This window comes from Nocardia violaceofusca NBRC 14427 (assembly GCF_963869435.1).
Classification (GTDB): domain Bacteria; phylum Actinomycetota; class Actinomycetes; order Mycobacteriales; family Mycobacteriaceae; genus Nocardia; species Nocardia aobensis.
This window is the reverse complement of record NZ_CAWMPM010000017.1, coordinates 66,753-93,521: the sequence shown is the minus strand read 5'-3', so window position 1 is coordinate 93,521 and position 26,769 is coordinate 66,753. Positions and strand designations below refer to the sequence as shown.

Genomic DNA, 26,769 nt, shown 5'->3' with positions numbered 1-26,769 from the left:
GCTGTGGCCGGTGTTTGCGCTGTTGGTGCTGTTGCCGGTGTTGGTGCGGGTTTTGGTGGTGGCGTTGGTGACGACGAGGTCGAAGCCGATTTTGAAGCCTTCGTGGATGGCGTGGTGGATGGTGTCGATGGGGACGCCTTCGCGGGCCCAGGCGGCGGCGGCGTCTTTGAGGCGTTCGGTTTTTTCGGGGATGTCGCGGCCGTCGAGGAGGCTGATGGCGAGTTCGAGGCAGGTGCGGGTGATGGTGGTGATGTCGCCGTGGATGGCGTCGCCGGGGAGGGTGCCGCAGGGTGCGACGTTTTCGACGAAGTGGCCGACCATGTGCCGCGACAGCGACCACACATCCTTCAACGGCGACGACATCGGCCGTCCCGAAAAGGTGAGACTGGACCGGTTGGAGCTGTCGACGGTCATCACTGACTCCTTCTACTCCCGAACTATCTGTTCCGGCGGTTAACGCTAATCGGCAGGCCGGGAACCGAGGGTGCTTCGCGAATCGTCTGTGCGGAAATCGAAGCAGGTCGGCGGGCCGTTGTGATCGCTCACAGTCGCCGGGACGTGAATCGATTCCTCAATGCCACAATCGGCGGCAGGGCAGCGGTCGCAATCCGGGCCGGACCATGCCGTCCACGGTGACGGCCAGCCCGGAGTGCACCGCGGCGGCGGCGAACTCCCAGGCCTCGGCGCGGGTGGCGGCGTATTCGAGCACCATGTCGGCATCGGGGCCGGTGCCGCCGAAGTAGACCGTGATCCGGCGAGTGGGGATGTCGGGGACCGTATCGGAGATGTCCATAGCCGTGCTCCTTTGCATCGGTGCAGGAACGAAGCTACGTACTCGCGGGTAACCCGAACAGGTTTCAGTGTGTAATTCATCGCGTAACACAGACCGCCGCGCGGCAAACTTGTGATTTCTCAGGACCTGCGGTGCCGATTTCGGGTTGCCTCGCGCGCGCGATAATCTCTTGGCCCATGGGCCATACCGCGGTCCGGCGGGCGCTGAGCGTCGCCGCCGGCAGTCTGCTGCTGTTCGCTGCCGCCACGACTTCCGCACCGGCGCAACCGATCTACCCGGCACCGGATCCGGATCCGTTCTACGCCGCGCCGGCCGATATCGCCGAGCACAAGCCCGGCGACGTGCTGGCGACGAAACCGCTACCGCCGCTGGACATCTTCCCCGACACCGACATCACGCTGATCAAGTTCCGCTCGACCAATTCCGAGGGCAAGCCGATCGCGTCGACCACCACGGTCCTGACCCCGCGCAAGCGCGCGGCCGACGGCCCGCTGCTGTCGTATCAGACCATCATCAACGGACTGGGCACCGATTGCGGTGTCTCCCATGTGCTCTACACCAAGAACCCGGATCTGATGGTGCGCGAGGCGCCCGCCTACAACGTGGTGTTGCAGCGCGGCTGGAGTATCGCGATGCCCGACCATCTCGGGCCGCAATTCGCCTACGGCGCAGCGCGTCTGGGCGGCCAGATCACCCTGGACGGCATTCGCGCGGTGCAGCACGCCGCCGATCTGAAACTCGAGCACAGCCCGGTGACGATGGCCGGCTACTCCGGCGGCGGCATGGCCACCGCGTGGGCGGCCGCGCTCGCGCCGGTCTACGCGCCGGAACTGCGCATCGCCGGGGCCGCGGCCGGCGGCGTGCCGATGAACATGGTGAAGATGCTGGAGGGCCTGGGGTACGGCTCGCATCCGGCCTTCGGCCTGGCGATGGCGGCCGGACTCGGCCTGGAACGCGAATACCCGGACCGGTTCCCGCTGTCGGAGCAGCTCAACGACAAAGGTATGGCGGCGCGGCAGGTGATGGCCAACAGCTGCACCAACGGCCTGCTGGCGGCGGGCGCGGGACACGGAGTGACCGAGTTCGCCAGAACCACGTCGATGACCGAGGACCCGACCGCGCGCAAGGTGGTCGAGGACAACAGTCTCGAGCTCTACACCGACAGCGTGCCGAATATGCCGGTGTTCGAATGGCATTCGCCCATCGACGGCCTGATTCCGGTGGACTCGATCATCGAAACGGACCGGCGCTGGTGCCAGGCCGGGGTGTCGGTCCAGTCGGAGGCCATTCCGGTACCCGACCACCTCACCGCGGCGGTACTGGGCCTGCCGCAGGTCCTGAACTGGCTGGACGGTCGCATGCACGCTCAGCCGGTGCCGAGCAACTGCTGAGCGCGCCACCTCCACACCGCTCGCGCGCCACGAATTCGATATCGATGCGGACTCGCGCCGCACACGATCCGAACACGCCGCCCGGGCAACCGGATTCGCGCCGGTAGTCTCGAAACACCTGGTTCAGCGCCGAACTCGGGTTGGTAGCGCACGGGGACCAGCGGTGAGCTTCAGTGGGGTGCGTCATGCGAATTCGGCATGTTCTGGTCACGGTATTGCTACTCGGTTGCGGTCCCGTCGCGGGTACCGCAGCGGCGCAGCCGCTGATTCCTCTGCCTCCCTTGCCCTTACCGGCGGTTTCGTTACCGGGGCTGCCGACGCAGCCGGATGCCCAGGATCCGGCGGCGTCGAATCCGCCCGCGCCGGGTCTCGCGCAGTTGCAGCAGTGGATCGACGTCCTGATTCCGCCGCCGCCCATCCCGGTGGCCGATCAGGCCGCCGCGGGGGAGACCGGTGTCACCGCCGATCTGGCCCGGCTGCAGACGGCCGTCATGCCCTCACCGGTGGGCGATCCGCTGCTCGACGACTGGCCGTCCGATCTCGCGGGGCTGCGTCCCGGTGACGTGATCGCGACCCGGGACGTGACGACAACCGCCGCTCCGCTGCTCGTGGTGCCCGTGCGGCAGGCGCTGCAGCTGAAGTACCGCACGACCGACGCCCACGACGCGCCCTCGTACGCGACTGCGACACTGGCGATTCCGGCCGCGCCGTGGACGGGTCGCGGATCGCGGCCGGTGCTGGTCAACAATCTGCCGATCGACGCGCTGGGACGGACCTGCACGCCCGGCTACACGCTCGCGCACGGTTTCACCGGCGATACCGGGACCACCGATTTCGTCCCGCCCACCACCCAGCTGGCGCTGCTGCGCGGATACGCGGTGCTGATTCCCGATCACGAGGGCCCGCGGATGGCGTATGCCGAGCCCTTCGTGGCCGGTCACGCCGTGCTCGACGCGATCCGGGCGATGCGTGCGACGCTGCCCGCCGAATTCGGCGCCAGCCGGTATGCCATGCACGGCTACTCCGGTGGTGCCATCGCCACCCGCGGTGCGGTGGCGCTGATCGATTCCTACGCACCGGAATTGGCGCCGGCGATCGTCGGTGCGGCACTGGGCGGGGTGCCGGCCGACTATCAGATCCTGTCGCAGAGCATGAACGCCAACTTCGCGTCGGGAGTCTTCCTGGCGGCCACCTTCGGAGTGGGGCGGGAGCGGCCGGAGATCCTGGCCCGGATGAACAATCTGGCCCGGTGGGCCGCCCTGTCGCCGCTCAAGGACACCTGCGCGGGGGTTTTCGCCGTCCCCGGCGTGCTGTCGCTGCCGATCGACATCGCCGCCGACACCCCGGATCCGCTGCACAGCGCGCTGGCCGACGACATCTACCGGGTGACGCGGATGCAGGGCATGAAATCCGCTGTGCCGCTGTACGTCTACAACGGCGAACAGGAATTCTGGATTCCGGCGGCCGGCGCCCGCGAGTTCTATCGCGACCAGTGCTCGCTGGGAGTGGCGGCGGTGTACCGCAGCGTCCTCGGCGAACACATCATCGCGGCCGGATTGGGATATCCCGAGGCGATGGGCTGGGTCGATCAGCGATTGCAGGGTGTGCCGGCCCCCAGTGAATGCTGAACGGCCGCTTCGTTCGTTCGCGCTGTCGTCGCGGAGAATTTTGTGCCGCGACCCCAGCCGCCCCCGGGGCGATTCATGAATTGTCATCGGATCGCCGGTGTTTCGGGTTCGAGGCGATTCCGTGGCCGTACCGTGATGTGAACGCGGCACCGGTTTTTGCGCGGACGGTGCCGCGTTCGGCAACCGGCGCACCCGCACCTTCCGGAAGGAGAGGAGGTCGGCACTGCGGACGCCGGACCGGCCACCGGTGAGCGGCTCCCGACTCGAAGCCGCCGCTCACGGCGTACAGCTCGACCCGCGGCACCAGGACTTCCAACCCCCTCCTCGACGCGGTCACTGTGCGTAGTAGTGGAACCGCCCGCCGGGTGCATCCTCACCCCAAGGCATCCGGCGGGCACACTTCGCGCGGGGACAGATTCTGGAGCGACCCGATGACACCATCCGCACCCAGCCTGGCGGCGACTCTGACCCGAAGCGTGCGCATCGAGGCGCCGGCGTCACATTCCGACACCACCGCCGAATTCGGCGCGGGGGTGCGCGAATGTCTGGCCCTGGCCGCCGATATGGTCGCCGAACCCGACCCGGAACCGGCGGATGCCGCGCGTCTGGCCGAACTGGTCGGCCGGGCCGGCGCGTGGGCGCGCGAGGGCATCGACCTCGACACCGTGCTGCGCGCCTACCACGAGGCCGTGCGGCACGCGTTCAGCGATATCGCCGGTGGCCGCGGTGACGGCGAGACACTGGTCGCCGACGCCGAACAGGCGCTGCGCCTGCTGGAGACGGTGACCGTGGCGACCTCGGCCGCCTACCTCGACGAACACCGCTCGGCCGCACGCCATCATCAGACCGCGGCCCAGACCCTGGTCACCGCGCTGCTCAGCGGTCACGGCCGTGCGGCACTGGCCCGCCGCACCGGGATCGTGGTCGCACCCGCCTATCAGGTGGTGGCGTTGTCGATCGCCCCGCATCCCGGCGAATCCGATCCGCGCCGCAACGCCGAAACCGTGGCGCGCCGCAAACTGCGCCGGCTGCAGAGCGCGTTGGCGCCGGTGCTGGGTTCGCGGGCGCTGTCGCTGCTCTCGGTCGACGGCGGCACCGTACTGGTGCCGGTGGAGGACCCCGATGCCTCCGCCCGCATCGATGCCCCCGTGCTGACCGCCGACACCCTGGATGTCCTGTCCGCGGCGGCCTCGGTGCCGCTCACCGCGACCGTCGTCGCGGGTCCCACCGCACGCATCCCGGAGCTGGCCGCCGAAGCCCACGAACTGCTGGAACTGGTGCGCGCACTGCGTCGTCCACCGGGCCTCTACGGGATCGCCGACGTGGCGGTGGAATATCAGCTGACCCGGCCCGGCCCGGCGCGTGCGCACCTGGCCGCGGTGCTCGGTCCGTTGCGGCCGCATCCGGAGCTGCTGGAAACCCTGCGCGCCTACGTGGATTCGGGCCTGGACCGCAAATCGACCGCGGTGCGGCTGGCGATCCATCCGAACAGTGTGGCGCACCGGGTGCGCCGCATCGAGCGGTTGACCGGCCTCGAGCTGGCCCGTCCGGACGGGATCGCGCGGGCGAGCCTGGCGTTGCTGGCATTCGATCTCGGCACCGATTCGCGCATCGAGGAGTACGCGTGAGAGTCGCCGATCGCGATCTGCTCCGCGAGCTGGAACCCGTCGCCGAACGCTGTCTCGCGGACCATCTGCGCAAGTCGCGCGCCTGGCATCCGCACGATTACGTGCCCTGGAGCGAGGGCCGTAATTTCGCGGCGCTGGGCGGAAACGATTGGGCGCCCGAACAATCGGCGTTGCCGGAGGTGGCGCGGGTGGCGCTGGTGACCACGCTGCTCGCCGAGGACGAGCTGCCCTCCTGTCATCGTGCGATCACCGAGACGTGCGGCGGCGACGGCGCGTGGGGACGGTGGGTGGGATGCTGGACCGCCGACGAGAACCGCCATGCCATCGTGATCCGCGACTACCTGGTGGTGACTCGCGCGGTGGATCCCGTTGCGCTGGAACGCGCCCGGATGACGCGGCTGACCAGCGGCGTCGCCGCCTCGCAGGCCCCGCGGTTGCTGCGCGGGTTGGCCTGTGTGACACTGCAGGAGCTGGCCACCCGGATCAGTCACCGCAACACCGGCATCGCCTGTGGTGAACCGATCGCCGACCGGATGCTGTCGCGCATCGCCACCGACGAGAACCTGCATATGATCTTCTACCGCAACATCGCCCGGGCCGCCCTCGAGCTGGCACCGGACGCGATGATGCACGCGATCACCGAGGCGGTCACGGGTTTCCGGATGCCCGGATCGGCCCGGCCCGGCTTCCGGCGGCACGCGTTGCTGCTGGCCACCCACGGCATCTACGATCCGGCGCAGCATCTGGAGATGGTGGTGCGGCCGGTGCTGCGCAACTGGCACGTGTTCGAGCGCACCGATCTGACCGGTGCGGGAGAGCGGGCCCGCGACGAACTGGCCGTCCATCTGTCCGCTCTGGAGAAGGCTGCCGACCGCTTCCGGGAACGGCGGGAACGAGCGCGCGCCCGGGAGACGGCGTTCGCGGATGCTTCGGCGGTGGTGCAGCGGTGATCACCCGTGCGGCGCTGGGCGCCGCTCTGGCCGTGGCCGCCGGCGCGATGGCGGCCGCTCCGGTGTGCGCCGATCCCGCCGCGCCCCCGCCCGTCGCCCCGCCGGCGATCGATCCCGCCGTGACGCGAACGGAACTGGTGCGCACCGAAACGCGCACACCGGGCTGGCACCGGCTGTACGTCGCGTCCGCCGCGATGCATCGGGTGGTGCCCATCGATGTACTGCACGGCGGCGGTAGCGAACCCCGGCCCACCCTCTATCTTCTCGACGGCGTCGAGGGTGCGGCGACCTCGGGGTGGCTCACCGACGGCGAGGCCGCGCGCTTCTTCGCGGGCAAACCGGTGGACGTGGTGCTACCCGGCGACGGCGTCGGCAGTATGTACGCCGACTGGGACCACTACGACCAGAACCTGGGCCTCAACCGGTGGGAGACCTTCCTCGTCGACGAACTGCCGCCGATCGTGGAGAAATATCTGCATTCCGACGGACGCCGGGCGATCGCCGGAGTGTCGATGGGCGCGCAGGCGGCGATGATGCTGGCCCAGCGTCACCCGGGCTTCTATCGCGCGGTCGCGGGTATCAGCGGCTGCTATTCGACCGCCGACGAGGTCGGCCAGGCCGTCACTCGCATCACCGTGGCCTCACGCGGCGGGAACCCCGAAAACCTCTGGGGCCCACCGAATTCGCCGGAATGGGCGGCGCACGACAGCTATCTGGGCGCCGATACCCTGCGCGGTACGCCGATCTATCTGTCGGCGGCCACCGGCCTGCCGAGCCCACCGGATCTGACCGCGATCGCCACCGCGCACGACGTCGCCGGTGCGCTGCGGTCCGCGGGCGGAGGCATAGCGCTGGAGGCGGGAGCGCGCACGTGCACCGAACGGTTCGCCGCGCGGCTCGCTCAGCTGAACATCCCGGCCACCGTGCGCTACATCCCCGCGGGGACGCATTCCTGGCCGGATTTCACCGCGGCGCTGCCGTCGGCGTGGGACGCGCTGGCCGCCGGACTCGGTATAGCGCGAACCTGGGGCCCGCGCTAGAAGGCCGGCGGCTCCGGATTCACCGCTGCTCCGGATTCACTGCTGCGGCCCGAACGCCTCCAGCACCACCGGCGGCAGATCCTGCGGGCTGACCGTGCCCACCACCGCCACCCCCGCGTCGACGAAATCGGCTACGGCACGGGGCATATGGTCGGCCGACGTGACGACCACCGCATCGCCGGCACCCAGGGCGTGCATCATTTCCGCGGAGTTGACGGCGTTTTCGACGGTATCGCTGGCGCGTGACTCGATGTGGATCCGCTCCGGGGCGATGCCGTGGCCGACGAGCCAGCCGGCCATGGCGTCGGCTTCGGTGGTGCCACCGCGGGGATTCCCGCCGGTGACGATGATCGGCGAGGCCGGCGACACCATCGCCTGTACGAGCGCCGCCTGCAGCCGGGCGACGAGTTCGGGTCTCATCCCGCCGTCGGGCAGCAATCCGTAACCGAGCACCACGATGGCGGTGGTCGGCCCGTGCGGGGCGGGCAGCGGCGGCAGCGGATCACCGACGGCGCGCAGCTGTTCGATAACGCCGGCCGCATCGGTGAGCGGATCGGCGGCGGCGGTGGGGAAGGCGGCCGCGGTGAGTGCGCCGACGGCCAGTGCGGCGGCGGCGAGGAAGCGAAAACCTCTGGGCCGCAGGGTAGTACGAAAGCCGGGCATCAGGACTCCAGACGACGTGGGGCCGTGCCACGTACTCACGTGGACCGGACCGGGCGGACAACTCCAGTGAGAATCCGATATCTGTTCGTGATTGCGTCGTAATTGGTTGTATCGCTGGATATTTCACGGCACGGCCGACATTGCTGCTGTGACTGCGCCGATATCGGGAAAAGCCTGACGCCACCGGGCAATTCGCCCGGCTGTGCAACTTCACTGCGGTCGGTCCGGCGCCTCGTGAGATTCCGAAGAGACTGCCTTTGTCCGTATCGGCGGCTCGTCAGCGACTTTAGCGTCTGAGTTCAGTTTCGGCCGCGCGGCTCGCTGTCGCGCATCGCAACAAAGAACGCCGATGTTCTGACGAAAGGTTCACCCATGAGACCAAACACCCGCCGCAGGTCGCTGAGCGCCGCGGTCGTCGTGGGGGTTTCGCTGTTGACAATGGGCTTCGCGGGGATCGGCGCCGACGCCGAGCCGGCGGTGGCGTCGAACGATCAGCAGCAGGAGCAGCGACTGGTCGACTTCATCGACCAGGGACTGAAGAATCCCGCCGCTCACCCGATCGCCGATTCCGGCAGCTCCGGCACCGGTTCGGCCTGCACCTCGGGCAGTGGCGCGGGATCCGGCAACGGGTCGGGCGACTGCTACGGCGGTTCCGGGTCGAGCTCGGGCTCGTCGGGTGGAACCTCCAGCGACACCATCGGCTACGGCCCGGCGCAGAGCTCGTTCCTGGCCGCCTTCGGATACGGCCTGCTGCATCCGGACGTGGCCCCGCCGGGGACCAACGACTGGAATTGCAAACCCACCGCGGCGCATCCGGAGCCGGTGGTGCTGGTGCACGGCACGTGGGAGAACGCCTACGACAACTTCTCCTTCGTCAGCCAGCCGATCAAGGACGCCGGCTACTGCGTATTCACCTTCAATTACGGAAAATCCAATCTGATTCAGGGCGGCGGCCTGGGATCGGTACTGCCGGGCGCGAACGGCACCGGCTTGATTCAGGATTCGTCCAAGCAGCTGGCGCAATTCGTGGACCGCGTGCTGGCGGCGACCGGGTCGCAGAAGGTGAATCTGGTCGGCCATTCCCAGGGTGGCGCGATGTCGCGGTGGTATCTGAAGTTCGACGGTGGTGCGGCGAAGGTGCATCACATGATGACCTTCGGCGCCACCAACCACGGCACCACCCTCGACGGCATCGGCGCATTGGGCCGGGCCATCAACAACTTCGGCATCGACGTGCTCGGACTGGTGGAGATCTTCGTCGGCCACTCCGGCATCCAGCAGACGGTCGGATCGGATTTCGTCAACCAGCTCAACGCCGGTGGTGACACGGTGCCCGGCGTGGACTACACGGTGGTCGGCACCCGCTACGACGAGGTCACCACGCCGTACGATCTGACCTTCCTGCAGCCCGGACCCGGTGCGACGGTCAAGAATGTCACCCTGCAGGACGGCTGCGAACAGGATCTGTCGGATCACCTGACGATGATGTATTCGCCGCGGGTGCTCTCGATCATCCTCAACACTCTCGATTCGGCTCAGACTCCCGCGCTGACCTGCAGCTTCAACCCGTGGCTGCTGGGCGGTGGCGGCAAGCTCTGAGTCGTCCGACCTGCCCGCCGGAACGCGGAAACCCTGAATTCCCATCGTGTTCCGGCGGGCCGCACGCCGCCGTGGGGTCCGGCGCGGACCGAGGTACGCCGGCTTCGTATCCGCGCACAGGAGTGCACACACCCACGGTGGTGGTCCCGCCGGGCGATGTCCTCACACAGCATCGCCCGGCGGGCCTCGTCGTCTCCGCGGCGATCGTTCTGTCACGAAGGAGTTCTCATGTTCGGAAAGGTGCTGCGCGGCAGCATCATTCCCGTCGTTCTGATGATGGCGGGCGCGGTGCTGGGGGCCGCGCCCGCCGGTGCGCAACCCGATCCGGTCGCCGCGGACGGGTCGTCGGTCACCGGTAGCTGGCGGCTCGATCCGCGGACCGAGCAGTTGCGGGTGCATTCGGCGGCGATGAACACCGACATCATGGTGAAGGTGCAGACGCCGGCCGACGACCAGTCGCCGGCGCCGGTGCTGTATCTGCTCAACGGCGGTGGGGGAGGCCAGGATTCGGCCACCTGGGAGCGCAACACCGATGTCGCGGGTTTTCTGTCGGCGAAGCAGACCTATGTGGTGCAGCCGGTCGGGGGCCGCTGGAGCTACTACACCGATTGGCGCGCGCCGGACCCGAAACTCGGTGTGTACAAATGGAAGACGTTCCTCACCGCGGAACTGCCGCCGCTGATCGACGGGCGCTACCGCACCACCGGCGCCAACGCGCTGGCCGGGTTGTCGACGTCGGGGACCTCGGTGCTGCAGTTGCCGATCGCGGCCCCGGGACTGTATCGGTCGGTGGCCGCGTATTCCGGATGTGCGCAGATCAGTGATCCGATCGGCCGCGAATTCGTCAAAATGGCGGTGCAGACGTGGGGCGGCGGCGACGTGGAGAACATGTACGGCCCCGACGACGACCCGATGTGGGCGGCCAACGACCCGTACGTGCACGCCGACGGCCTGCGGGGACTGAATCTGTTCATCTCCACCGGCACCGGTGTACCCGGCATGTACGACGTGTACGGCGGTGACCACATGCAGCCCGGGCCGCGCGGATATCTCGATCAGCTCGTGATCGGCGGGGTGATCGAGGCCGCGGTGAACTGGTGCACGCACAATATGTCGACTCGCCTGGGGGAGCTGGGAATCCCGGCCACCTTCGACTTCGAACCGACGGGCACGCATTCGTGGGGCTACTGGCAGGACGCGCTGAAACGCTCGTGGCCGGTCCTCGCCGCAGGTCTGGGCATCGCGCCGTGAACCGGCTCGTCACGCGGTGAAGGCGACGCCGTCGGCGGGCCGGTCCGCGCGTGGGGCACGCCACACCGGCCGGTACGGTGGCTCGGCAGTCGTAGACTGTGCACGAACCACATGACGAGGGGACGGTCGCAACGAATGATTCGGGCAGGTGAGTGGGTGACCAGCGGAGTCCTGCGGTGACGGCGGCGGCCACCGAGACCGCCTCCGGACCGGGCGCGGGGGAGACTCCACCGCAGCCGGTACCGGCGCTGGAGAAATTCGGATTCGCGGAGTTCCGTCGTACCGCCGCGATCGGCACGACGATCGGCAGCCGGGTGACGCGCCGTGTGCTGCGCCAAGGTCTGCGCCCGGCGAAGCGGCGACGGGCGATGGCCGAGGGGACGGTCGACGGCTTCGAGGCGCTGGGCCCGATGTTCGTCAAGCTCGGGCAGCTCATCGCGTCGTCGCCGGCCTCGTTTCCGGACGAACTCGCCGACGCGTGCCTGCGCTGTCTCGACGACGTCCCGCCGTTTCCGGCCACCGACGCGCGCGCGGTGATAGAGGCCGACCTCGGCGCCCCGATCGACCGACTGTTCCGGGAATTCGACGACGAACCGCTCTCGGCCGCCTCGGTGGCTCAGGTGCACGCCTGCGTCCTCGCCGACGGCCGCCCGGCGGTGCTGAAGGTACAGCGTCCCGATATCGCCCGGCGCATGATCGTCGATCTGCGCGCCGCGTACCGGCTGGCCGGCACCCTGACCAAACGTTCGGAGAACGCCCGCATCGCCAACGCCGAGGGTGTCGTCCGCGATCTGTACGACACCACCGTCGCCGAGCTGGACTTCCGCAACGAGGCCCGCAATCAGGCACAGGCGAGGGTCGATCTCGCCGCCTTCGGCGACAACACCGGTGTCGTCGTCCCCGAGGTGTACTGGGAGTACTGCGGACCGCGCGTGCTGTGCATGGAGCGGATGCGCGGGATGCCGCTCGACCGCTTCGACGATATCCGCGCCGCCCACCCCGATCCCGAGCTGCTGATCCGCCGGCTGGTCAAGGCATGGATGGAAAGTGTTGTGGTGCACGGTCTTTTCCACGGCGACGTGCATGCCGGAAACCTCTGGCTGCTCGACGACGGCCGGGCCGCCATGCTCGATTTCGGCATCGTCGGCACCATGACGCCGCAGTGGCGGGCGTTCGTGCGCGCGCTGTTCCACGCCAGCGCCATCGACGGTGATTTCCGGCCGGTCGCGCGGGCACTGCGGGAACTGGATCTGCTCGACGGCGACGACGGTGACGACGCCACCATCGGCCGGCAGCTGGCGACGGCGCTCGCGCCGGTGCTGTCGGGCAAGCTGGCGCAGCTGGATATGGGCAAGGTCGCCGCCCGGCTGGTGGAGTTCGGCAAACGCCGCGGCGCCTCGGGCCCGCAGCAGTTGCTGCTGATGGGTAAACAGCTCGGCTACTTCGAACGCTATGCGGTCGCGCTGGCCCCGGGCTGGCGGCTCGGTCAGGACCTGTACCTCTTCCGCAACATCTTCCCCGAGGAAGTGACCGCCAAGGTCGCCGCCGAGGGGATCGAACTCCCCGCCGACTGAGCTCACCAGCGGGATCGGCACCACGAGAAGGAGTGCGCAGATGTCGCCGGAGCAGATGTCGCCGGAGGAAATGCCCGCGGTATTTCTCGGCCACGGCAACCCGATGAACGCGCTCGACCGCAACCGTTACACCGAGGCGTGGGCGGCCGTCGGGCGCGCCGCGCCGCGTCCGCGCGCGATCCTCGTGATATCGGCGCACTGGTACACCAACGCGACCGCGGTCACCGCGATGCCACGCCCGCGCACCATCCACGACTTCTACGGATTTCCGGACGAGCTGTTCGCGGTCGATTATCCGGCGCCGGGTCTGCCCGAACTGGCCGAACAGGTCGCCGATGTCGCCCGTCCGCAGTGGGTGGGCTGCGATACCGACAGCTGGGGCCTCGATCACGGCACTTGGTCGGTGCTGGTACACGCGTTTCCGGACGCCTCCATTCCGGTGGTGCAGTTGTCGCTCAACGCCTTCGAACCACTGGACTACCACCTCGAACTCGGCCGCAAGCTCGCTCCGCTGCGCTCGGACGGGGTGCTGATCGTCGGCAGCGGCAATATCGTGCACAATCTGCGCGCTGTCGATTTCGGGCAGCCGGATGCCGGTTACGACTGGGCGGTGCGCTTCGACGAGGCGGCCCGGGAGGTGCTGATGCGCTCACCGACCGAGGCGGCCGCGCTCGACGCACATCCCGATTTCGCCGCGGCCGTCCCCACTCCCGATCACTACCTGCCGCTGCTGTACATCGCGGGCCTGGCCGATACCGAACCGCTGGTGCCGATCGTCGACGGGCATTGTGCCGGTTCGATTTCCATGGCCGCCTACCAGCTCGGCGGCACCTGCCCGCCGCAGTCTTCGGGCAGTGGCGCACCGGGGTTGCCGGCCGGAGTGCCGGCCCTCGACAGCAATATGTGACCGTGTTCACGCCCGGCGTTCGCCGAGAAGCAGGGCGACGATGGCCAGAGCGGTGTCGATGCGTGGTCGATCGCCGCCGAGCAGTGGCGCGTAGAGGTGCGCGTCGCAGATGCGGACGATGGCCTCGCCCAGTACGTCGGCGGCCAACGGGAGTGCCAGATTTCCCTGACGCTGTTCGCTGTCGAGCAGTTCGGCGACCATGCGCGCCGACGTCGATTCGATCCTGCCGGGAAGCAGCGCGAGCCGGATGAACAGTGCCGGTTCGCGACTGGTGAGAATTCGCAGCGGTTCGGATTCGGCGACCGCGTTCATCACCCGTTCGAGGGTGTCGAGAACCAGTGCCGCACCGGATCCGGTGGCGTCGGCGAACACTTTGCGGTAGGTGCGTTCGGTGGCTTCGGCCAGCACGGTCGCGATGAGGTCGTCCCGGTTGCCGACGTGCCGGTACAGCGTCGCGCGTCCGATGCCCAGCTCCCGGGCGAGCACCGACATGTCGAGTTGTTCGCCCGCCAGGTACAACTTCGTCGCCGCGTCGACGGCGCGACGTCCCTCGGAAGTAGCGATCATGTCGTCCATCTCCTCATACCGCGGCATGCCGTGCCGGCTCGGCGGCCGTGTCGAGCTGGTTGACGAATCCCCGACTCTGAGACACACTTGCGCAGTGTCTCACACAGGATGGCGTGGATCACATTCTTTCGACCGCATTCATAGCCGTCCTGCTCGCCGCTGATAACCCCGAGGAATTCGATGTCTACCGTTGAAACCGTCCGTGGACCCCTCGACACCGCCGCCCTGGGCAAGGTGCTGATGCATGAACACGTCTTCGTGCTCGGCGAGGAGATGCGACAGAACTATCCCGACTATCCGAATCGGTGGGATGAGGACGCGCGGGTCGCCGATGCCGTCGCGAAGTTGCGCGAATGCGCCGCCCGCGGCATCGACACGATCGTCGATCCGACGGTGATCGGGCTCGGTCGCTACGTTCCGCGGATTCAGCGGATCAACGAGCAGGTCGACATCAATATCATCGTGGCGACCGGCCTCTACACCTACAACGAGGTGCCGTTCCAGTTCCACTACACCGGCCCCGGCCTGCTGTTCGACGTCGCCGAGCCGTTGGTCGAGTTGTTCGTCAAGGACATTCGCGAAGGGATCGCGGGGACCGATGTGAAGGCCGCGTTCCTCAAATGCGCGATCGAGGAACAGGGCCTGACGCCCGGAGTCGAGCGGGTGATGCGTGCCGTCGGCCAGGCGCACGTGGAGACCGGGGCGCCGATCACGGTCCACACGAACGTCCACAACCAGTCCGGCCTGATCGCGCAGAAGGTGCTCGCGGAGGAGGGAGTGGATCTCGGCAAGGTCGTCATCGGGCATTCGGGCGACAGCACCGATCTGGACTATCTGTGTGCTCTCGCCGATGCCGGCTCCTACCTGGGCATGGACCGCTTCGGACTCGACGTCCTGCTGCCGTTCGAGCAACGGGTGGACACCGTGGTGCGACTGGTCGAGCGCGGCTACGCCGAGAAGATGGTCCTCGCCCACGACGCGGCCTGCTTCATCGACTGGTTCTCCGAGGAGGGCAAGGCCGCCGCGGTGCCGAACTGGAACTTCACCCACATCAGTGACGACGTACTGCCGGCGCTGCGCGAGCGTGGCGTCACCGACGAGCAGATCGACACCATGCTCGTCCACAACCCGCGGCGTTATTTCGGTGCCTGAGTTCCGCTTCTGCGCGGGCCGTGATGTGTTGCGCGCCCAGCGAATTGCGAACACGGCCGATCGAGGAGATGTACTGATGACAATCGAACCCGCGGTGCTCGAGATTTCGCGCCACGCCAATCCCTTTCCGCGAACCGGCATCACCGAGCGCGACGGTGTCGCGCACTACACCGACCTTCCTGCGACGCTGCTGGACATGCTGCACGCCCAGGTCGAGAGGCGGCCCGACAGTGAAGCGGTCGTCGAACTCGCCGGGGATCGCCTGACGTATCGGCAGCTGTGGGAGCGTGCCGCCCGGGTCGCCGGGGGGCTGCGTGCGGCGGGTTTGGAACGCGGAGGCCGTGTCGCCGTGCGTTATCCGGCCGGCGTCGACTGGGTGCTCGCCTTCTGGGGCACGGTGATGGCGGGCGGCATCGTCGTCGCGGTCAACACCCGCTCGGCCGGGCCGGAGGTCGATTTCGTGCTGACCGATTCGGGCGCACGGATCGACCTCGCTCCCAGCGTGCCGCTTCCCGACGGCGATCCGGTTGCGACGCAAGATCTTTCGTCCGACGATATCGCGGCGATCTTCTACACCTCGGGCACCACGGGCCACCCCAAGGGCGTGCCCACCACGCACGAGGCGTTCGTGACCAATGCCGAGAACATGGTGCGCTGCATCGGACTTCCCCGCGATATCGGTGAGGGTATGCGGACGCTGATCTCGGTTCCGCTGTTCCATGTGACCGGCTGCAACTCCCAGCTGCTGACCGCCGCCCACCTCGGCGGCACCGCGGTGATCATGCCCGCGCTCGGCGTTCCCGAGTTGATCGCCGCGCTCTCGACGGAACGGATCTCGTTCCTGGTGACGGTGCCGGCCGTCTATGCGCTGATGGTGCGGCATCCCGACTTCGGCGCGGCGGACACCGCCGCGGTGCGCTGGGTGGGCTACGGCGGCGCGCCGATCGCACCGTCGCTGGTGCTGGCACTGAAGGACGCGTTTCCCAACGCCCAGGTCTTCAACGGATACGGCATGACCGAGACCGCGTCCCTGATGACGGTGCTGCCCGACGGGGACGCCGTCGACCACGCCGATTCGGTCGGTTACGCGGTGCCGTCCGTTCAGCTCGGCGTCGTCCCGCTCGGCGACGAGCCCGGCGTCGGCGAACTGGTGGTGCGCGGGGCGAATGTCACCGGCCGCTATTGGCATCGTCCCGACGCCGACGCCGCCACGATCATCGACGGCTGGCTGCATACCGGTGACGTGGTCCGCGTCGACGACGCCGGGCGGGTGCACATCGTCGACCGGATCAAGGACATCATCAACCGTGGTGGGGAGAACGTCTCCAGCGTCGAGGTCGAAGCGGTTCTGCTCGCGGCGCCGGGCGTCGCCGACGCCGCCGTCCTCGCCGTGCCGGACGCCGTCATGGGAGAGAAGGTCGGCGCCGTCGTCGTCGCCGATCGTGACGGCATCGACATTCCCACGCTGATCGAGCACTGCCGGGAACGGTTGGCCGACTTCAAAGTGCCGCAGTACGTGACCGTGGTGGGTGAGCCGTTGCCGCGCAACGCGGGCGGCAAACTGCTCAAAGGCGCGCTGCGGGAACGGACGACGTGGGGCGAGCCCCTGCGTTGAGTTCGGCGACACGCTCGCGGGTTCCTCGCGGGCAGTGGATCGACGCCCGGGCGGTGCCGGTGACCGGCCGTTTCGGCCGGTGCGGCGCGGGTACTGCCGCCTCATGGGTTTCGAATCGGCGAATGTCGTGGACTTTCCGCAGGCCGACGTCTTCGAATGGTTCACCCGGCCCGGTGCGCTGACCAGGCTGGCGCCGCCGTGGCAACCGGTACGGGTGGTCCGCGAAGCGGGCTCGCTGAAGGACGGGCGCGCCGAACTGGCACTGCCCGGCAACCTGCGCTGGGTGGCCCGGCACGATCCGGTCGCCTACGACCCACCGCACCGGTTCGCCGACGAACTCGTCGCCGAGGGCCCCGCCTCGGCCTTCGCGTATGTGGTGCAGTGGCGCCACACCCACGGCTTCGAAGCGGTCGACGCGGGACGCACCCGGATCATCGACGAGGTGGACACGCCCGTGCCCGCCGCGCTGCTGCGGCCGATGTTCGAATACCGGCACCGGCAGCTCGCCGGTGATCTGGCGGCCCACGCCCGTGCCGCCGAGAACGGTCTGCGGTCGTCGACCATCGCGATCACCGGCGCTTCCGGACTGGTCGGGACGGCGCTGACCGCGTTCCTGCGGACCGGCGGGCACCGCGTGATCCGGCTGGTTCGCGGTCCCGCCCGCGAACCCGACGAGCGGCAGTGGGATCCGTCGGCGCCCGCCGCCGATCTGCTGGACGGGGTGGACGCGCTGATCCATCTGGCCGGGGCGCCGATCGCGGGCCGGTTCACCGACGAGCACAAACGCCGCGTACGCGACAGCCGCGTGGAGCCCACCCGCGCGCTCGCCGAACTGGCCGCGCGGACCGGACTGCCGACCTTCGTCGCGGCGTCGGCGATCGGCTACTACGGCTACGACCTCGGCGATCGCCCGCTCACCGAGGACAGTCCGGCTGGTGACGGATTTCTGGCCGAGGTGGTCTCGGCGTGGGAGGACGCCGATCGGCCCGCCCGCGAGGCCGGGGTGCGGGTGGTGCGGGTGCGAACCGGTCTGGTGCAGTCGCCGGCCGGTGGGCTGCTGCGCTTGCTGCGGCCGTTGTTCGCTGCCGGATTGGGCGGACCGATCGCCGGTGGGCGGCAGTGGATGTCGTGGATCGGCATCGACGACATGATCGACATCTACCACCGCGCGCTGTGGGATACCGCCCTCTCGGGTCCGGTGAACGCGGTGGCGCCGCATCCGGTCCGCAATGCCGAATACACCCGCACGCTGGCCCGGGTCGTCCGACGGCCCGCATTCCTGCCGGTGCCGCAGGCCGGTCCGGCGCTGCTGCTGGGCGGGCAGGGCGCGCGGGAGCTGGCCGCGGCGAGCCAGCGAGTGGAGCCGACCCGGCTGCTGGCCGCCGGCCATCATTTCCGCACCGACCGTCTCGAACCGGCCCTGCGGCACGTACTGGGCCGGCTCGAGGCACCGGGGGAGTAGGCGGCGGGGGAGCAGGCACAGCTCAACTCACCCACAGCAGTCCGATGACGGCCGCGCAGCCGAAGACCAGCCACGCCGCGTAGTCGCCGATGTGCCCGCTGTGCAATCGGTGCAGTCCGTGCCGCACCGCGATTACCGCGGACGGTCGAGAATCGTTGTCGCCCAGCATATTACGAAGGTGAATGCCGAGCAGTGCGAGGGTCACCGCGGCACCGGCCGCGAAGCGACGGTCCACATCAGCGTCGCCGGTCCGGGTCGCGCACCGCGCGCTGCAGCGCGGGCTCGGGCCAGTATTGCGGCGGCGATCACCTCCTCCCACGCGGCGACGGTCACCGTGGCCTGCCAGATCAGCACACAGATCAGCCACCAGGCCGCCGCCTCCGCCACGACACCGCCGCGCCGCATCCGCACCTCCTGCCTCGGGGCCGCACATACCCGCTCGACCTGCGGGTACCCGGGGAAGTCGCGGTCAATCGCGAACTGCCGCCGACCCGGTACCCGGACGACGTTTGGTTCCCCCGATGCCCGGGTATCGGCGACGACGAGCGGTAATTGCGAGACGCGCCTGCGGGGCGAAAGGAGAGGACGTGTCCTTGAGCGAGTGGATTTCGCCGTCGACGGACCCGGCGCCCACGGGTTCGGTTGTCGGCGTGCGAGTACTCGCACAAGCGCGCCAGTTGCTGATGCTGCGCGCTCTGGCCGAAACGGTCGCGTTGATGGCCGAATTCGCACTCGACGAGGTGACCGATATCCGGGTGGCGCTGGACGAGATCGCCACCGCGCTGATCGAACGGGCCGTCGCCGGATCGTCGATCGAATGCGATTTCGGCTATGACGGTGACCGGATGTCGGTCGCGGTGACGGCGGTGGCCGTGACCCCCGAGGCGCTGCACCGGGACGGCCTCGGCTGGCATGTGCTGACCTCCATCACCGACTCGCTCGAGGCCACCACCGCACCCTTCGATTCGGCGGTCGCCGGATATCCGGTGACGGTGGAATTCCGGCGATCGCGCCGGCACGGTATCACCGCGTGAGCCGCGGTGAGGGTCCGGCGATCATGGTGCCGGACCCTCGTATTCCGCGTCTGCGGTCCGATCGAGCGCTGAATGTCACTCAGCCGGAGACAATTCGCGCATCGGGTTATCGAGTTCGCTGCGATAGAAGTCGATGAATCCGTCCGGATCGGGTCCGGCGTTCTGCATCACCAGATGGTCGAATCCGGCGTCCACATATTGCTGTGCCACTTCCAGATAGCGTTTCGGATCGGAACCGCAGGCGAATTGCTCCAGAATGTCGTCGCGGCGCACGGTGGTCGTCGCGGCGTCGAAATTCACCGGATTCGGCAACTCGCTCATCACTTTCCATCCGGTGAGCGCCCAGCGTGAGGTTTCCAGTGCGGCCTGCGCCGCGGTCTGTTCGTCGGCGGCCCAGGCCATTCCGACTTCGGCGTAGCCGCCGCCGCGTCCACCGGCACCGCGGTAGGTGTCCACGAGCCGCGCTTCGGGGCCGGTCGCGAACAGTCCGTCGCCGAGTTCGGCGGCGAGCCGGGCGGCGTCGGGACCGCCCGCGGCGACGATGATATCGGGCAGCCGCTCGGGCAGATCGAACACTCGCGCATCCGAAATCGACAGGTACTCACCGCGATACGTGCGATACCCGCCGCGCCACAGCAGCCGGATGATCTCGAGCGCCTCGCGCAGCATGCGCTGGCGAATATCGATCGGCGGGAATTCGCGGCCCACCACGTGTTCGTTGAGCCGCTCACCGGATCCGACGCCGAGATCGAAACGCCCGTCCGACACCAGCGCCAAGGTGGCGGCGGCCTGCGCCACGATGGCCGGGTGATACCGGATGGTGGGGCAGGTGACACCGGTGACCAATCGGATGCGCTCGGTGCGTTCGGCGATGGCTCCGAACACCGTCCAGGTGAACGGGGAATGGCCCTGATTGTCGAGCCACGGGTGATAGTGATCGCTCATTTCCACGAAGTCGAATCCGGCCTCCTCGGCGCGAATCGCCTGTCGGATCAGGTCGCGCGGTCCGTAGCCTTCCGACGCCAGTTTGTAGCCGATCTGCATTGCGGGGGGCTCCTCACGTGCGTGGGACAGTTGACTCCCGGCTACCCAGCCGCGCGGTCCGCAACCGTATGCCGGCGGGCTATACAGGCCGCTCCGTCTTTGTTAGAAAGGTGATAGCGGGATTTGCCTCGATAAGCGGGGCAATTCACATGTCGATTTTCGCCTGGGAGATCGCACATGAAGACGAACGCCACATTCCGAATCGGTCATCACCGTTCACTTCCCGTTCCGGGGCGCGCCGAGGCCCGGCTCAGTGCGGTCATGCGCACCCACGGGGCCGCGGTCGTCTTGTCGGTGCGCGGGGAGGCCGATGCGTGCACTCTCGATGATTGGCGACGTCTCATCCACGAGGGCGCGGCGCTGGCCGCCGCCCACGGCGGGCCACTGGTCGTCGATACCGGCGGGCTCGGCTTCCTGGGCTGGCGCGCACTGGTGGTAGTGGCCGAGGAAGCCGCCGACCAGAGTGGACGCGGTGTCGCGATATGCCTGGTCAGCCGCACGCCGACGATCGCGCGGATGGCGGCGGTGGATCCGCTGACCGCCGAGTTGGCCATTCACCCCACCGTTGTCGGCGCCTTGAGTCACCTGTCCGCCCTGCCCGCCGACGCGAAGTGAGCCGACACAATCGTTGTCGGCGCCGCAAGATCGTCGTAGCGTCGCTGGGGTGAGTGTTCCTCAGCATCTGCCCGCCACCGCGGGCGAACTGCGCGCCGCCGGTTATCAGCCGCGCGGAGTGAAATCCGAAATCCGCGAGAATCTCCTCGCCGCATTGCGATCCGGGACCGATCCGTGGCCCGGCATCGTCGGCTTCGACCGCACCGTCGTCCCGCAACTGGAGCGGGCGCTGCTGGCCGGCCACGATGTGGTGCTGCTCGGCGAGCGCGGCCAGGGCAAGACCCGGTTGCTGCGCACCCTGGTGGGATTGCTCGACGAATGGACGCCGGTGATCGACGGCGCCGAACTCGGCGAACATCCGCTGGCGCCGATCAGCCCGGCGGGCCGGCGGCTCGCGGCCGAACTGGGCGACGACCTGCCGGTGGCGTGGCGTCACCGCAGCGAACGCTACGCCGAGAAACTCGCCACCCCCGACACCTCGGTCGGCGACCTGATCGGCGACGTCGACCCGGTGAAGGTGGCCGAGGGCCGCAGCCTGGGCGATCCGGAGACCATCCACTTCGGGCTTGTCCCGCGCGCTCATCGCGGCATCGTCGCCATCAACGAACTGCCCGACCTCGCCGAACGGATCCAGGTCGCGCTGCTGAACGTCATGGAGGAACGCGATATCCAGGTGCGCGGCTATACGCTGCGGCTGCCGCTGGATGTGCTGCTGGTGGCCACCGCCAACCCGGAGGACTACACCAACCGCGGCCGCATCATCACTCCGCTCAAGGACCGGTTCGGCGCCGAGATCCGCACCCACTATCCACTCGACGTGGAGGCCGAGACCGCGCTGGTGCGCCAGGAGGCCGATCTGGTCGCCGAGGTCGGCGACCCCCTCCTCGAGGTGCTGGCGCGCTTCGTGCGCCAGCTGCGGGAATCGCCGGCCGTCGATCAGCGCTCCGGCGTCTCGGCGCGCTTCGCGGTGGCGGCGGCCGAGACCGTGGCCGCGGCCGCACTGCGCCGGACCGCGCTGACCGGTGAGCATCCCGCCGTCGCCCGCCCGGTGGATCTGGAATCGGTGCCCGCGGTGCTGCGCGGCAAGGTGGAATTCGAATCCGGTGAGGAGGGCCGCGAGACCGAGCATCTCACCCATCTGCTGCGCCGCGCCTTCGCCGAGACCGCACGCCGGCGCCTGGCCGGGGTGGATCTGCGGCCGCTGGCCGAGGCGGTGAGTGCGGGGCATCCGGTCACCACCGGTGAACGGGTGCCGGGCCAGGAGGTGCTCTCGGCGTTGCCCGAGCTGCCGGTGCTGGCGCGGGTGGCCGAGCGGCTCGGCGCCGAGTCCACCGATTCGCCGGCGCGGATCGCAGCCACCGTCGAATTCGCTTTGGAGTCATTGTATTTGAGCCGCCAGCTGGCCAAGGACTCCGACGACGGCACGGCGACCTACGGCTCATGACTACTCCCGACCGCTATTCCTACGGGCCCTATCACGACGGTCCCGACCCCCTGGCGCCGCCGGTCGATCTGCGGGAAGCGCTGGACCTCATCGGCCGCGACGTGATGGACGGCAGCTCCCCGCGCACCGCCCTGGAGGAGCTGCTGCGCCGCGGCACCGGACGCACGCCCGGCCTGGACGAGTTGACCCGGCGGTTGTGGCAGCGTCGCGCCGAGCTCACCCGGCAGCACCGCCTCGACGGCACCCTGCAACAGGTGCGCGAACTGCTCGACCAGGCGTTGGAGGCCGAACGGACCGCACTGTTCCCCGACCCCTCCGACGATGCCCGCTTCGCCGAGGCCGAACTCGACGCGCTGCCGTCGAGCACCGCGGCCGCGGTGACCGAACTCGCCGACTATCAGTGGCGCTCGGAGACGGGCCGCGCCAACTACGAGCGGATACGGGAACTGCTCGGCCGCGAACTGCTCGACTCCCGCTTCCAGGGCATGAAGCAAGCACTCGAGAACGCCACGCCCGAGGATGTCGAGCGGGTGCGGCAGATGATGTCGGATCTGAATCAGCTGCTGGCCGCGCACGCGCGCGGTGAGAACACCGAGCAGCAGTTCGCCGAGTTCATGGCCGAACACGGCGAGTTCTTTCCCGAAAACCCCCGCAACACCGAGGAATTGATCGATGCGCTGGCCGCGCGCGCGGCCGCCGCGCAGCGGATGATGAATTCGCTCTCGCCGCAGCAGCAGGCGGAGTTGAGCGAACTGATCGGCCAGGCCTTCGGCGATCCGCGTATCGCCGAACAGGTTTCGGCACTCGATGCCGCGTTGCGCGCACTGCGCCCCGGCGAGGATTGGGATTCGGGGCAGCGGTTCCGCGGCCAGGACCCGCTCGGCCTCGGCGAGGGCGCACAGGCGATGCAGGATCTGGCCGAAATGGACGCGCTGGCCGAACAACTCGGCCAGTCCTATCCCGGCGCCCGGCTCGAGGATATCGACCTCGACGCCCTCACCCGCCAGCTCGGCGCCGACGCCGCCGTCGATGCCGCCCGCCTGGCGGAACTGGAACGGGAACTGCGCCGCCAGGGGCTGTTCGAACGCGCACCCGACGGGTCGCTTCGCTTGACGCCCAAGGCGTTACGTCGCCTCGGCGAGGTCGCGCTGCGTGATGTGGTCGGACGGTTGCGCGCTCAGCGCGGCCAGCGTGAGACGGTGACCGCCGGAGCGGCCGGCGAACCGACGGGCGCGACGCGGCCGTGGCGCTTCGGCGACACCGAGCCGTGGGATGTGTCGAAAACCGTGCGCAACGCGGTTCTGCGGTCGGCGTCGACCGGCAGCCGCCGGGTGTCGCTGTCGGTCTCCGATGTCGAGATCACCGAAACCGATCAGCGGTCCCGCGCGGCGGTGGCTCTGTGTGTCGACACGTCGTGGTCGATGGTGCAGGACGGACGCTGGCTGCCGATGAAGCGGACGGCGCTGGCCCTGCACCAGCTGATCAGTACTCGATTCCGTTCCGACGCACTGGAAGTCGTGACGTTCGGCCGTCACGCCACCACCGTCGACATCGCGGAGCTGACCGGCCTGGAAGCGGTCTGGGAACAGGGCACCAACCTGCACCACGCCCTGTTGCTCGCCGCCCGCCACCTGCGCCGCCATCCCGACGCGGTCCCGGTGGTGCTGGTGGTCACCGACGGCGAACCCACCGCGCACCTGGAGCCCGACGGCAGCTCGTACTTCAACTGGCCACCCGACCCCCGCACCCTCGCGGTCACCATGGCACAGGTCGACGCACTCGCGAAACTCGGCGCCTCGGTCTCGGTATTCATCCTCGGCGAAAACCCCAGGCTCGCAGCCTTCGTCGACCTGATGGCCCGCCGCAGCGGCGGCCGGGTGATCGCCCCGGATCTCGACGGCCTGGGCGCGGCGGTGGTCTCCGACTACCTCAGCGGGCGGCGCAGATAGCGTCGCCGAGGTAGGTCTGGGGAGAGGGCCGCGCACAAGCTCACCCGCAACGGGTGAAGCGCGACCCGGGGCCGGGGCGTGAACTTGTCGCGTACCGCGGTCGCTGCTGTCCGGCAGGGAGCATGCGGTGGCGGGAAGCCGTTCGGAGGAAGCCGGACGCTGTCATCGAGGAGACGTCATGCCCGTGTGGGATGTGTTCTGGCTGATCATCATGAGTTTCGCGTTCGCCGCGTATCTGATCCTGCTGTTCTGGATCTTCACCGATCTGTTCCGGGATCGCGGCACGTCGGGCTGGGTGAAAGCGGTGTGGGTGGTGTTCATGTTCGTGCTGCCGCTGCTGACCTCGCTGGTGTATTTGATCGTGCGCGGTGGCGGCATGGCCGAGCGGTCCGCGCGGGCGGCGAAACAGGCCGAGCAGGCGCAGGACGCCTACATCAAGGAAGTAGCCGGAACCAATTCGGCCACCCAGATCGCCGACGCCAAACGACTACTCGACGAGGGCACGATCACCGCACAGGAATTCGAGCAGCTGAAGAGCCGAGCCCTGGCCTGAGCAATACGGCGCCGGCGATCGAGAGGCGGTGCGGTGCGCTACGAATTCTCCGTCGCCGGCGAGTTGTCCGGCGACATCTGCGCCGAATTCCCGGAACTGACCCGCAGTGACGTGGCCGCGCCCGGCACCACCTCGCTGTTCGGCCCGCTCGAGGACTACACCGCGATGCGCAGCGTGCTGGCCCGCATCGACGCCTTGGGACTGACGCTGATCGAGATGCGCCGCCTGCCGGATTGAGGCCACGGCAGGCGACGGCCCGAGTCGGCGCTCAGGAGTGGCCGTGGCCCACCTGCGGGCTGATCCGCCGCCATTCGCGTTCCCATTCGCCGGCCCGGCGCCGGTCCAGCGCGTAGCCGGCGCATCGGGCCAGCCCGTAGGCCAGGGCCCAGCAGGCGAGCAGGGCGGCGGTGCCGGTGGCGATGCCCTTGGCGACGGCGGCGTCGTCGGCGATCGGTGGCGTGGTGGGATCGCCGTGGCCGGTGAGCCACAACGTGATTCGGTCGCCGCGATGGGTGGTGCCGTCGACGTCGACCATCGCCCGGCCGGGATGTCCGTCCCGGCTCCACTGCGCCTCGGCCTGGAGTTGGTCGGCGAACATGGCGTTGGGCGCCGGCATCCGGATCGGATCGCTCGTGACCTCTGCTGTCACAGCCGTTTTCGTGGCGTTGTCGGCGTGGATGGCGGCGAGTTCGGCCCGGTACTGCGCGGTGCCGGCGGCGACGGCCAGCAGGATCGCGGCGAGCGCGCTCACTACCAGTGCGAGCCGCAGCGCCTGTTCGACACGGTCGGCAGGGCGCATCAACGGCGAACGCGTCCAAGGCGCGATCCGTCCGGCCCGCAGCACCGCGAAGGTAGTACGCAGCATCTTCACTCCCACCACGACCGGCAGAGGCACGCTCGGAGAATAACCGTTCGACGCCCCGGCAAACGGCGTTCGGAGCGGATCTTCGCCACGGCCGGCCGCAGGTTTGACCCGGATCTGCGGGGATATCGCTTGGTTGCGACCCGCATCGTGCGGGTGGTCCGGCAATTCGGAAGGAGCACGGTATGAGTGCCATCGATAAGGCCAAGAACAAGCTCGAGGACGCCGCCGGTCAGGCGAAGGAGAAGCTCGGCGCGGCCACGGGCGATCCGGACAAGAAGAACGAGGGCAAGGCCGACCAGACCAAGTCGAACCTGAAGGACGCGGGCGAGAAGGTCAAGGACGCCTTCGACCACTGATCTCGTCCGCGGATCCACCTCGTCGCGAGGCCCGGACCGGTGCAGCACACGCGCCCGGTCCGGGCCTCGTCCGGTTCCGGCGGTGGCCGGAGCGCACGCGCTGGAGCTGGGCTTACGCCGTTTCGGCTGTACAGACCGCTTCGTCTCTGTTATGAAGGTAGGGCGGGTCGATCTTCATGCGGTAGGACGCCCGCAGCGGGCTCGCGCCCGTTGCCCTCGGCTCCGGTTTGGAGACCTCAATGAGCTCGAGCGCCGAATTACGTCCCGTACCCCCCGCCGAGGAACCCGGCACCCCTAACGTCGCCGAGGCGCGTCTGTCCGCAGTCGTACGCACTCGCGGCCCGGCGTTGGTGCTGTCGTTCCGCGGAGAGGCCGACAGCTACACGATGCCCGGATGGAGCGAGCGCATCCGCTCCGCCGCCGAAAGCGGGATGCGCATCGTCGTCATCGACACCAACTGCCTCAGCTTCCTGTCCTGGCGTGCACTCTTGACGCTGGCCCGCGAGGCGGAGCGCTACCGGTCTGCCGGTGTGCATCTGTGCCTGGTCACCCAGTCGCGAACGATCATGCGGATCGCCGCGCTGGATGAGCAGACCCGGCAACTTCCCATCCATTCGACGGTCGTGAGTGCGGTCGGCCGCGCCACCTACGACGCGGCCGGGCCCGCGATCGCCGCTACCCCCGGTTGA

At 68.7% G+C, this 26,769-nt stretch carries 28 protein-coding genes; 20 read left to right on the top strand and 8 right to left on the bottom strand.

All coding sequences use genetic code 11. The features are described from left to right. Positions 1 to 414 (bottom strand): RsbRD N-terminal domain-containing protein (locus AC5592_RS16285; RefSeq protein WP_498974571.1); only part of this gene is annotated, 414 nt, incomplete at its 3' end. A 157-nt stretch (positions 415 to 571) separates the two neighbouring features. After that, the gene (locus AC5592_RS16280; protein ID WP_036507781.1) at positions 572 to 793 is read right to left on the bottom strand and encodes a hypothetical protein; all 222 of its coding nucleotides are present in this window, start codon (positions 791 to 793) and stop codon (positions 572 to 574) included. Positions 794 to 969: 176 nt separating this feature from the next. Here AC5592_RS16280 and AC5592_RS16275 point away from each other — a divergent pair, with 176 nt between their 5' ends. The 5 genes from AC5592_RS16275 (at position 970) to AC5592_RS16255 (ending at position 7,430) form a co-directional block, all read left to right on the top strand. After that, complete coding sequence (locus AC5592_RS16275) at positions 970 to 2,184, top strand: lipase family protein (RefSeq protein WP_036507779.1); 1,215 nt, start codon at positions 970 to 972, stop codon at positions 2,182 to 2,184. A gap of 185 nt (positions 2,185 to 2,369) precedes the next feature. Then, entirely contained in the window at positions 2,370 to 3,812 is a 1,443-nt protein-coding gene (locus AC5592_RS16270) for a lipase family protein (RefSeq protein WP_063064710.1), read from the top strand. Positions 3,813 to 4,243: 431 nt separating this feature from the next. Then, positions 4,244 to 5,440: a PucR family transcriptional regulator gene (locus tag AC5592_RS16265; RefSeq protein WP_157121932.1), complete on the top strand. Its 1,197-nt coding sequence runs from the start codon at positions 4,244 to 4,246 to the stop codon at positions 5,438 to 5,440. Beyond that, positions 5,437 to 6,390: an acyl-ACP desaturase gene (locus tag AC5592_RS16260; protein ID WP_063064708.1), complete on the top strand. Its 954-nt coding sequence runs from the start codon at positions 5,437 to 5,439 to the stop codon at positions 6,388 to 6,390. Before AC5592_RS16265 ends, AC5592_RS16260 begins: the two co-directional genes overlap by 4 nt. After that, positions 6,387 to 7,430 (top strand): alpha/beta hydrolase, encoded by a 1,044-nt coding sequence (locus AC5592_RS16255; protein ID WP_232329383.1) that lies wholly within the window; start codon positions 6,387 to 6,389, stop codon positions 7,428 to 7,430. Before AC5592_RS16260 ends, AC5592_RS16255 begins: the two co-directional genes overlap by 4 nt. 36 nt (positions 7,431 to 7,466) lie before the next feature. Here the strand turns inward: AC5592_RS16255 and AC5592_RS16250 are convergent, their stop codons facing one another. Then, positions 7,467 to 8,093, bottom strand: coding sequence for a YdcF family protein (locus AC5592_RS16250; RefSeq protein WP_063064707.1), 627 nt, complete (start codon positions 8,091 to 8,093; stop codon positions 7,467 to 7,469). Between the two features lie 372 nt (positions 8,094 to 8,465). Between AC5592_RS16250 and AC5592_RS16245 the strand changes: the two genes are divergently transcribed. From AC5592_RS16245 to ygiD, 4 genes are all read left to right on the top strand, one after another. Further along, complete coding sequence (locus tag AC5592_RS16245) at positions 8,466 to 9,692, top strand: esterase/lipase family protein (protein WP_063064706.1); 1,227 nt, start codon at positions 8,466 to 8,468, stop codon at positions 9,690 to 9,692. Between the two features lie 228 nt (positions 9,693 to 9,920). Further along, complete coding sequence (locus AC5592_RS16240; protein ID WP_084506740.1) at positions 9,921 to 10,943, top strand: alpha/beta hydrolase; 1,023 nt, start codon at positions 9,921 to 9,923, stop codon at positions 10,941 to 10,943. 176 nt (positions 10,944 to 11,119) lie between these two features. Beyond that, positions 11,120 to 12,517 (top strand): ABC1 kinase family protein, encoded by a 1,398-nt coding sequence (locus tag AC5592_RS16235; RefSeq protein ID WP_063064705.1) that lies wholly within the window; start codon positions 11,120 to 11,122, stop codon positions 12,515 to 12,517. Between the two features lie 70 nt (positions 12,518 to 12,587). Further along, positions 12,588 to 13,424: a 4,5-DOPA-extradiol-dioxygenase gene (gene ygiD / locus AC5592_RS16230; protein ID WP_198163856.1), complete on the top strand. Its 837-nt coding sequence runs from the start codon at positions 12,588 to 12,590 to the stop codon at positions 13,422 to 13,424. 6 nt (positions 13,425 to 13,430) lie between these two features. Here the strand turns inward: ygiD and AC5592_RS16225 are convergent, their stop codons facing one another. Then, on the bottom strand, positions 13,431 to 13,991 hold the full coding sequence (locus AC5592_RS16225; RefSeq protein ID WP_036504244.1) for a QsdR family transcriptional regulator: 561 nt from the start codon (positions 13,989 to 13,991) through the stop codon (positions 13,431 to 13,433). Positions 13,992 to 14,171: 180 nt separating this feature from the next. Between AC5592_RS16225 and AC5592_RS16220 the strand changes: the two genes are divergently transcribed. The 3 genes from AC5592_RS16220 (at position 14,172) to AC5592_RS16210 (ending at position 18,220) form a co-directional block, all read left to right on the top strand. Next, positions 14,172 to 15,143, top strand: coding sequence for a phosphotriesterase family protein (locus tag AC5592_RS16220; protein WP_036504232.1), 972 nt, complete (start codon positions 14,172 to 14,174; stop codon positions 15,141 to 15,143). Between the two features lie 94 nt (positions 15,144 to 15,237). Beyond that, positions 15,238 to 16,758, top strand: coding sequence for a class I adenylate-forming enzyme family protein (locus AC5592_RS16215; protein ID WP_063064719.1), 1,521 nt, complete (start codon positions 15,238 to 15,240; stop codon positions 16,756 to 16,758). Between the two features lie 103 nt (positions 16,759 to 16,861). Next, entirely contained in the window at positions 16,862 to 18,220 is a 1,359-nt protein-coding gene (locus AC5592_RS16210) for a TIGR01777 family oxidoreductase (RefSeq protein ID WP_036504230.1), read from the top strand. Between the two features lie 22 nt (positions 18,221 to 18,242). Here AC5592_RS16210 and AC5592_RS16205 read toward each other — a convergent pair whose 3' ends face one another. Together AC5592_RS16205 and AC5592_RS16200 are read right to left on the bottom strand one after the other, a co-directional pair. Further along, positions 18,243 to 18,425, bottom strand: coding sequence for a hypothetical protein (locus AC5592_RS16205; protein WP_157121929.1), 183 nt, complete (start codon positions 18,423 to 18,425; stop codon positions 18,243 to 18,245). Continuing rightward, a complete protein-coding gene (locus AC5592_RS16200) occupies positions 18,422 to 18,625 on the bottom strand; it encodes a hypothetical protein (protein WP_036504226.1) in 204 nt (67 codons plus the stop codon). The genes AC5592_RS16205 and AC5592_RS16200 overlap by 4 nt, the downstream gene beginning before the upstream one ends. A 182-nt stretch (positions 18,626 to 18,807) precedes the next feature. Here AC5592_RS16200 and AC5592_RS16195 point away from each other — a divergent pair, with 182 nt between their 5' ends. After that, entirely contained in the window at positions 18,808 to 19,254 is a 447-nt protein-coding gene (locus tag AC5592_RS16195; RefSeq protein ID WP_232329381.1) for an ATP-binding protein, read from the top strand. Between the two features lie 75 nt (positions 19,255 to 19,329). Here the strand turns inward: AC5592_RS16195 and AC5592_RS16190 are convergent, their stop codons facing one another. After that, a complete protein-coding gene (locus tag AC5592_RS16190; protein WP_036504224.1) occupies positions 19,330 to 20,298 on the bottom strand; it encodes a TIGR03557 family F420-dependent LLM class oxidoreductase in 969 nt (322 codons plus the stop codon). 177 nt (positions 20,299 to 20,475) lie between these two features. Here AC5592_RS16190 and AC5592_RS16185 point away from each other — a divergent pair, with 177 nt between their 5' ends. The 5 genes from AC5592_RS16185 (at position 20,476) to AC5592_RS16165 (ending at position 25,096) form a co-directional block, all read left to right on the top strand. Further along, positions 20,476 to 20,913, top strand: coding sequence for an STAS domain-containing protein (locus AC5592_RS16185; protein ID WP_063064704.1), 438 nt, complete (start codon positions 20,476 to 20,478; stop codon positions 20,911 to 20,913). Between the two features lie 49 nt (positions 20,914 to 20,962). Further along, a complete protein-coding gene (locus AC5592_RS16180; RefSeq protein ID WP_036504222.1) occupies positions 20,963 to 22,357 on the top strand; it encodes an ATP-binding protein in 1,395 nt (464 codons plus the stop codon). Beyond that, a complete protein-coding gene (locus AC5592_RS16175; RefSeq protein WP_036504219.1) occupies positions 22,354 to 24,306 on the top strand; it encodes a VWA domain-containing protein in 1,953 nt (650 codons plus the stop codon). Before AC5592_RS16180 ends, AC5592_RS16175 begins: the two co-directional genes overlap by 4 nt. A gap of 178 nt (positions 24,307 to 24,484) precedes the next feature. Continuing rightward, positions 24,485 to 24,859, top strand: coding sequence for a PLDc N-terminal domain-containing protein (locus AC5592_RS16170; RefSeq protein WP_036504218.1), 375 nt, complete (start codon positions 24,485 to 24,487; stop codon positions 24,857 to 24,859). A gap of 33 nt (positions 24,860 to 24,892) precedes the next feature. Next, the gene (locus AC5592_RS16165) at positions 24,893 to 25,096 is read left to right on the top strand and encodes a DUF8691 family protein (protein WP_232329380.1); all 204 of its coding nucleotides are present in this window, start codon (positions 24,893 to 24,895) and stop codon (positions 25,094 to 25,096) included. 31 nt (positions 25,097 to 25,127) lie between these two features. Here the strand turns inward: AC5592_RS16165 and AC5592_RS16160 are convergent, their stop codons facing one another. Further along, on the bottom strand, positions 25,128 to 25,754 hold the full coding sequence (locus AC5592_RS16160; protein ID WP_063064703.1) for an Rv1733c family protein: 627 nt from the start codon (positions 25,752 to 25,754) through the stop codon (positions 25,128 to 25,130). A 152-nt stretch (positions 25,755 to 25,906) separates the two neighbouring features. On the opposite strand from AC5592_RS16160, the gene AC5592_RS16155 reads away from it, so the two are divergent. Continuing rightward, the gene (locus AC5592_RS16155; RefSeq protein ID WP_030518399.1) at positions 25,907 to 26,080 is read left to right on the top strand and encodes a CsbD family protein; all 174 of its coding nucleotides are present in this window, start codon (positions 25,907 to 25,909) and stop codon (positions 26,078 to 26,080) included. Between the two features lie 239 nt (positions 26,081 to 26,319). Then, positions 26,320 to 26,769, top strand: coding sequence for an STAS domain-containing protein (locus AC5592_RS16150; protein ID WP_084506738.1), 450 nt, complete (start codon positions 26,320 to 26,322; stop codon positions 26,767 to 26,769).

Excerpts from the sequence above, each read along its gene's own strand:
- AC5592_RS16220 (WP_036504232.1), top strand. The coding sequence starts at position 14,172 with ATGTCTACCGTTGAAACCGTCCGTGGACCCCTCGACACCGCCGCCCTG.
- AC5592_RS16200 (WP_036504226.1), bottom strand. The coding sequence starts at position 18,625 with ATGCGGCGCGGCGGTGTCGTGGCGGAGGCGGCGGCCTGGTGGCTGATC.
- AC5592_RS16170 (WP_036504218.1), top strand. The coding sequence starts at position 24,485 with ATGCCCGTGTGGGATGTGTTCTGGCTGATCATCATGAGTTTCGCGTTC.
- AC5592_RS16190 (WP_036504224.1), bottom strand. The coding sequence starts at position 20,298 with ATGCAGATCGGCTACAAACTGGCGTCGGAAGGCTACGGACCGCGCGAC.
- ygiD (WP_198163856.1), top strand. The coding sequence starts at position 12,588 with ATGCCCGCGGTATTTCTCGGCCACGGCAACCCGATGAACGCGCTCGAC.
- AC5592_RS16210 (WP_036504230.1), top strand. The coding sequence starts at position 16,862 with ATGGGTTTCGAATCGGCGAATGTCGTGGACTTTCCGCAGGCCGACGTC.
- AC5592_RS16155 (WP_030518399.1), top strand. The coding sequence starts at position 25,907 with ATGAGTGCCATCGATAAGGCCAAGAACAAGCTCGAGGACGCCGCCGGT.
- AC5592_RS16280 (WP_036507781.1), bottom strand. The coding sequence starts at position 793 with ATGGACATCTCCGATACGGTCCCCGACATCCCCACTCGCCGGATCACG.
- AC5592_RS16265 (WP_157121932.1), top strand. The coding sequence starts at position 4,244 with ATGACACCATCCGCACCCAGCCTGGCGGCGACTCTGACCCGAAGCGTG.
- AC5592_RS16240 (WP_084506740.1), top strand. The coding sequence starts at position 9,921 with ATGTTCGGAAAGGTGCTGCGCGGCAGCATCATTCCCGTCGTTCTGATG.
- AC5592_RS16275 (WP_036507779.1), top strand. The coding sequence starts at position 970 with ATGGGCCATACCGCGGTCCGGCGGGCGCTGAGCGTCGCCGCCGGCAGT.
- AC5592_RS16245 (WP_063064706.1), top strand. The coding sequence starts at position 8,466 with ATGAGACCAAACACCCGCCGCAGGTCGCTGAGCGCCGCGGTCGTCGTG.
- AC5592_RS16175 (WP_036504219.1), top strand. The coding sequence starts at position 22,354 with ATGACTACTCCCGACCGCTATTCCTACGGGCCCTATCACGACGGTCCC.
- AC5592_RS16225 (WP_036504244.1), bottom strand. The coding sequence starts at position 13,991 with ATGATCGCTACTTCCGAGGGACGTCGCGCCGTCGACGCGGCGACGAAG.
- AC5592_RS16270 (WP_063064710.1), top strand. The coding sequence starts at position 2,370 with ATGCGAATTCGGCATGTTCTGGTCACGGTATTGCTACTCGGTTGCGGT.
- AC5592_RS16150 (WP_084506738.1), top strand. The coding sequence starts at position 26,320 with ATGAGCTCGAGCGCCGAATTACGTCCCGTACCCCCCGCCGAGGAACCC.
- AC5592_RS16185 (WP_063064704.1), top strand. The coding sequence starts at position 20,476 with ATGAAGACGAACGCCACATTCCGAATCGGTCATCACCGTTCACTTCCC.
- AC5592_RS16250 (WP_063064707.1), bottom strand. The coding sequence starts at position 8,093 with ATGCCCGGCTTTCGTACTACCCTGCGGCCCAGAGGTTTTCGCTTCCTC.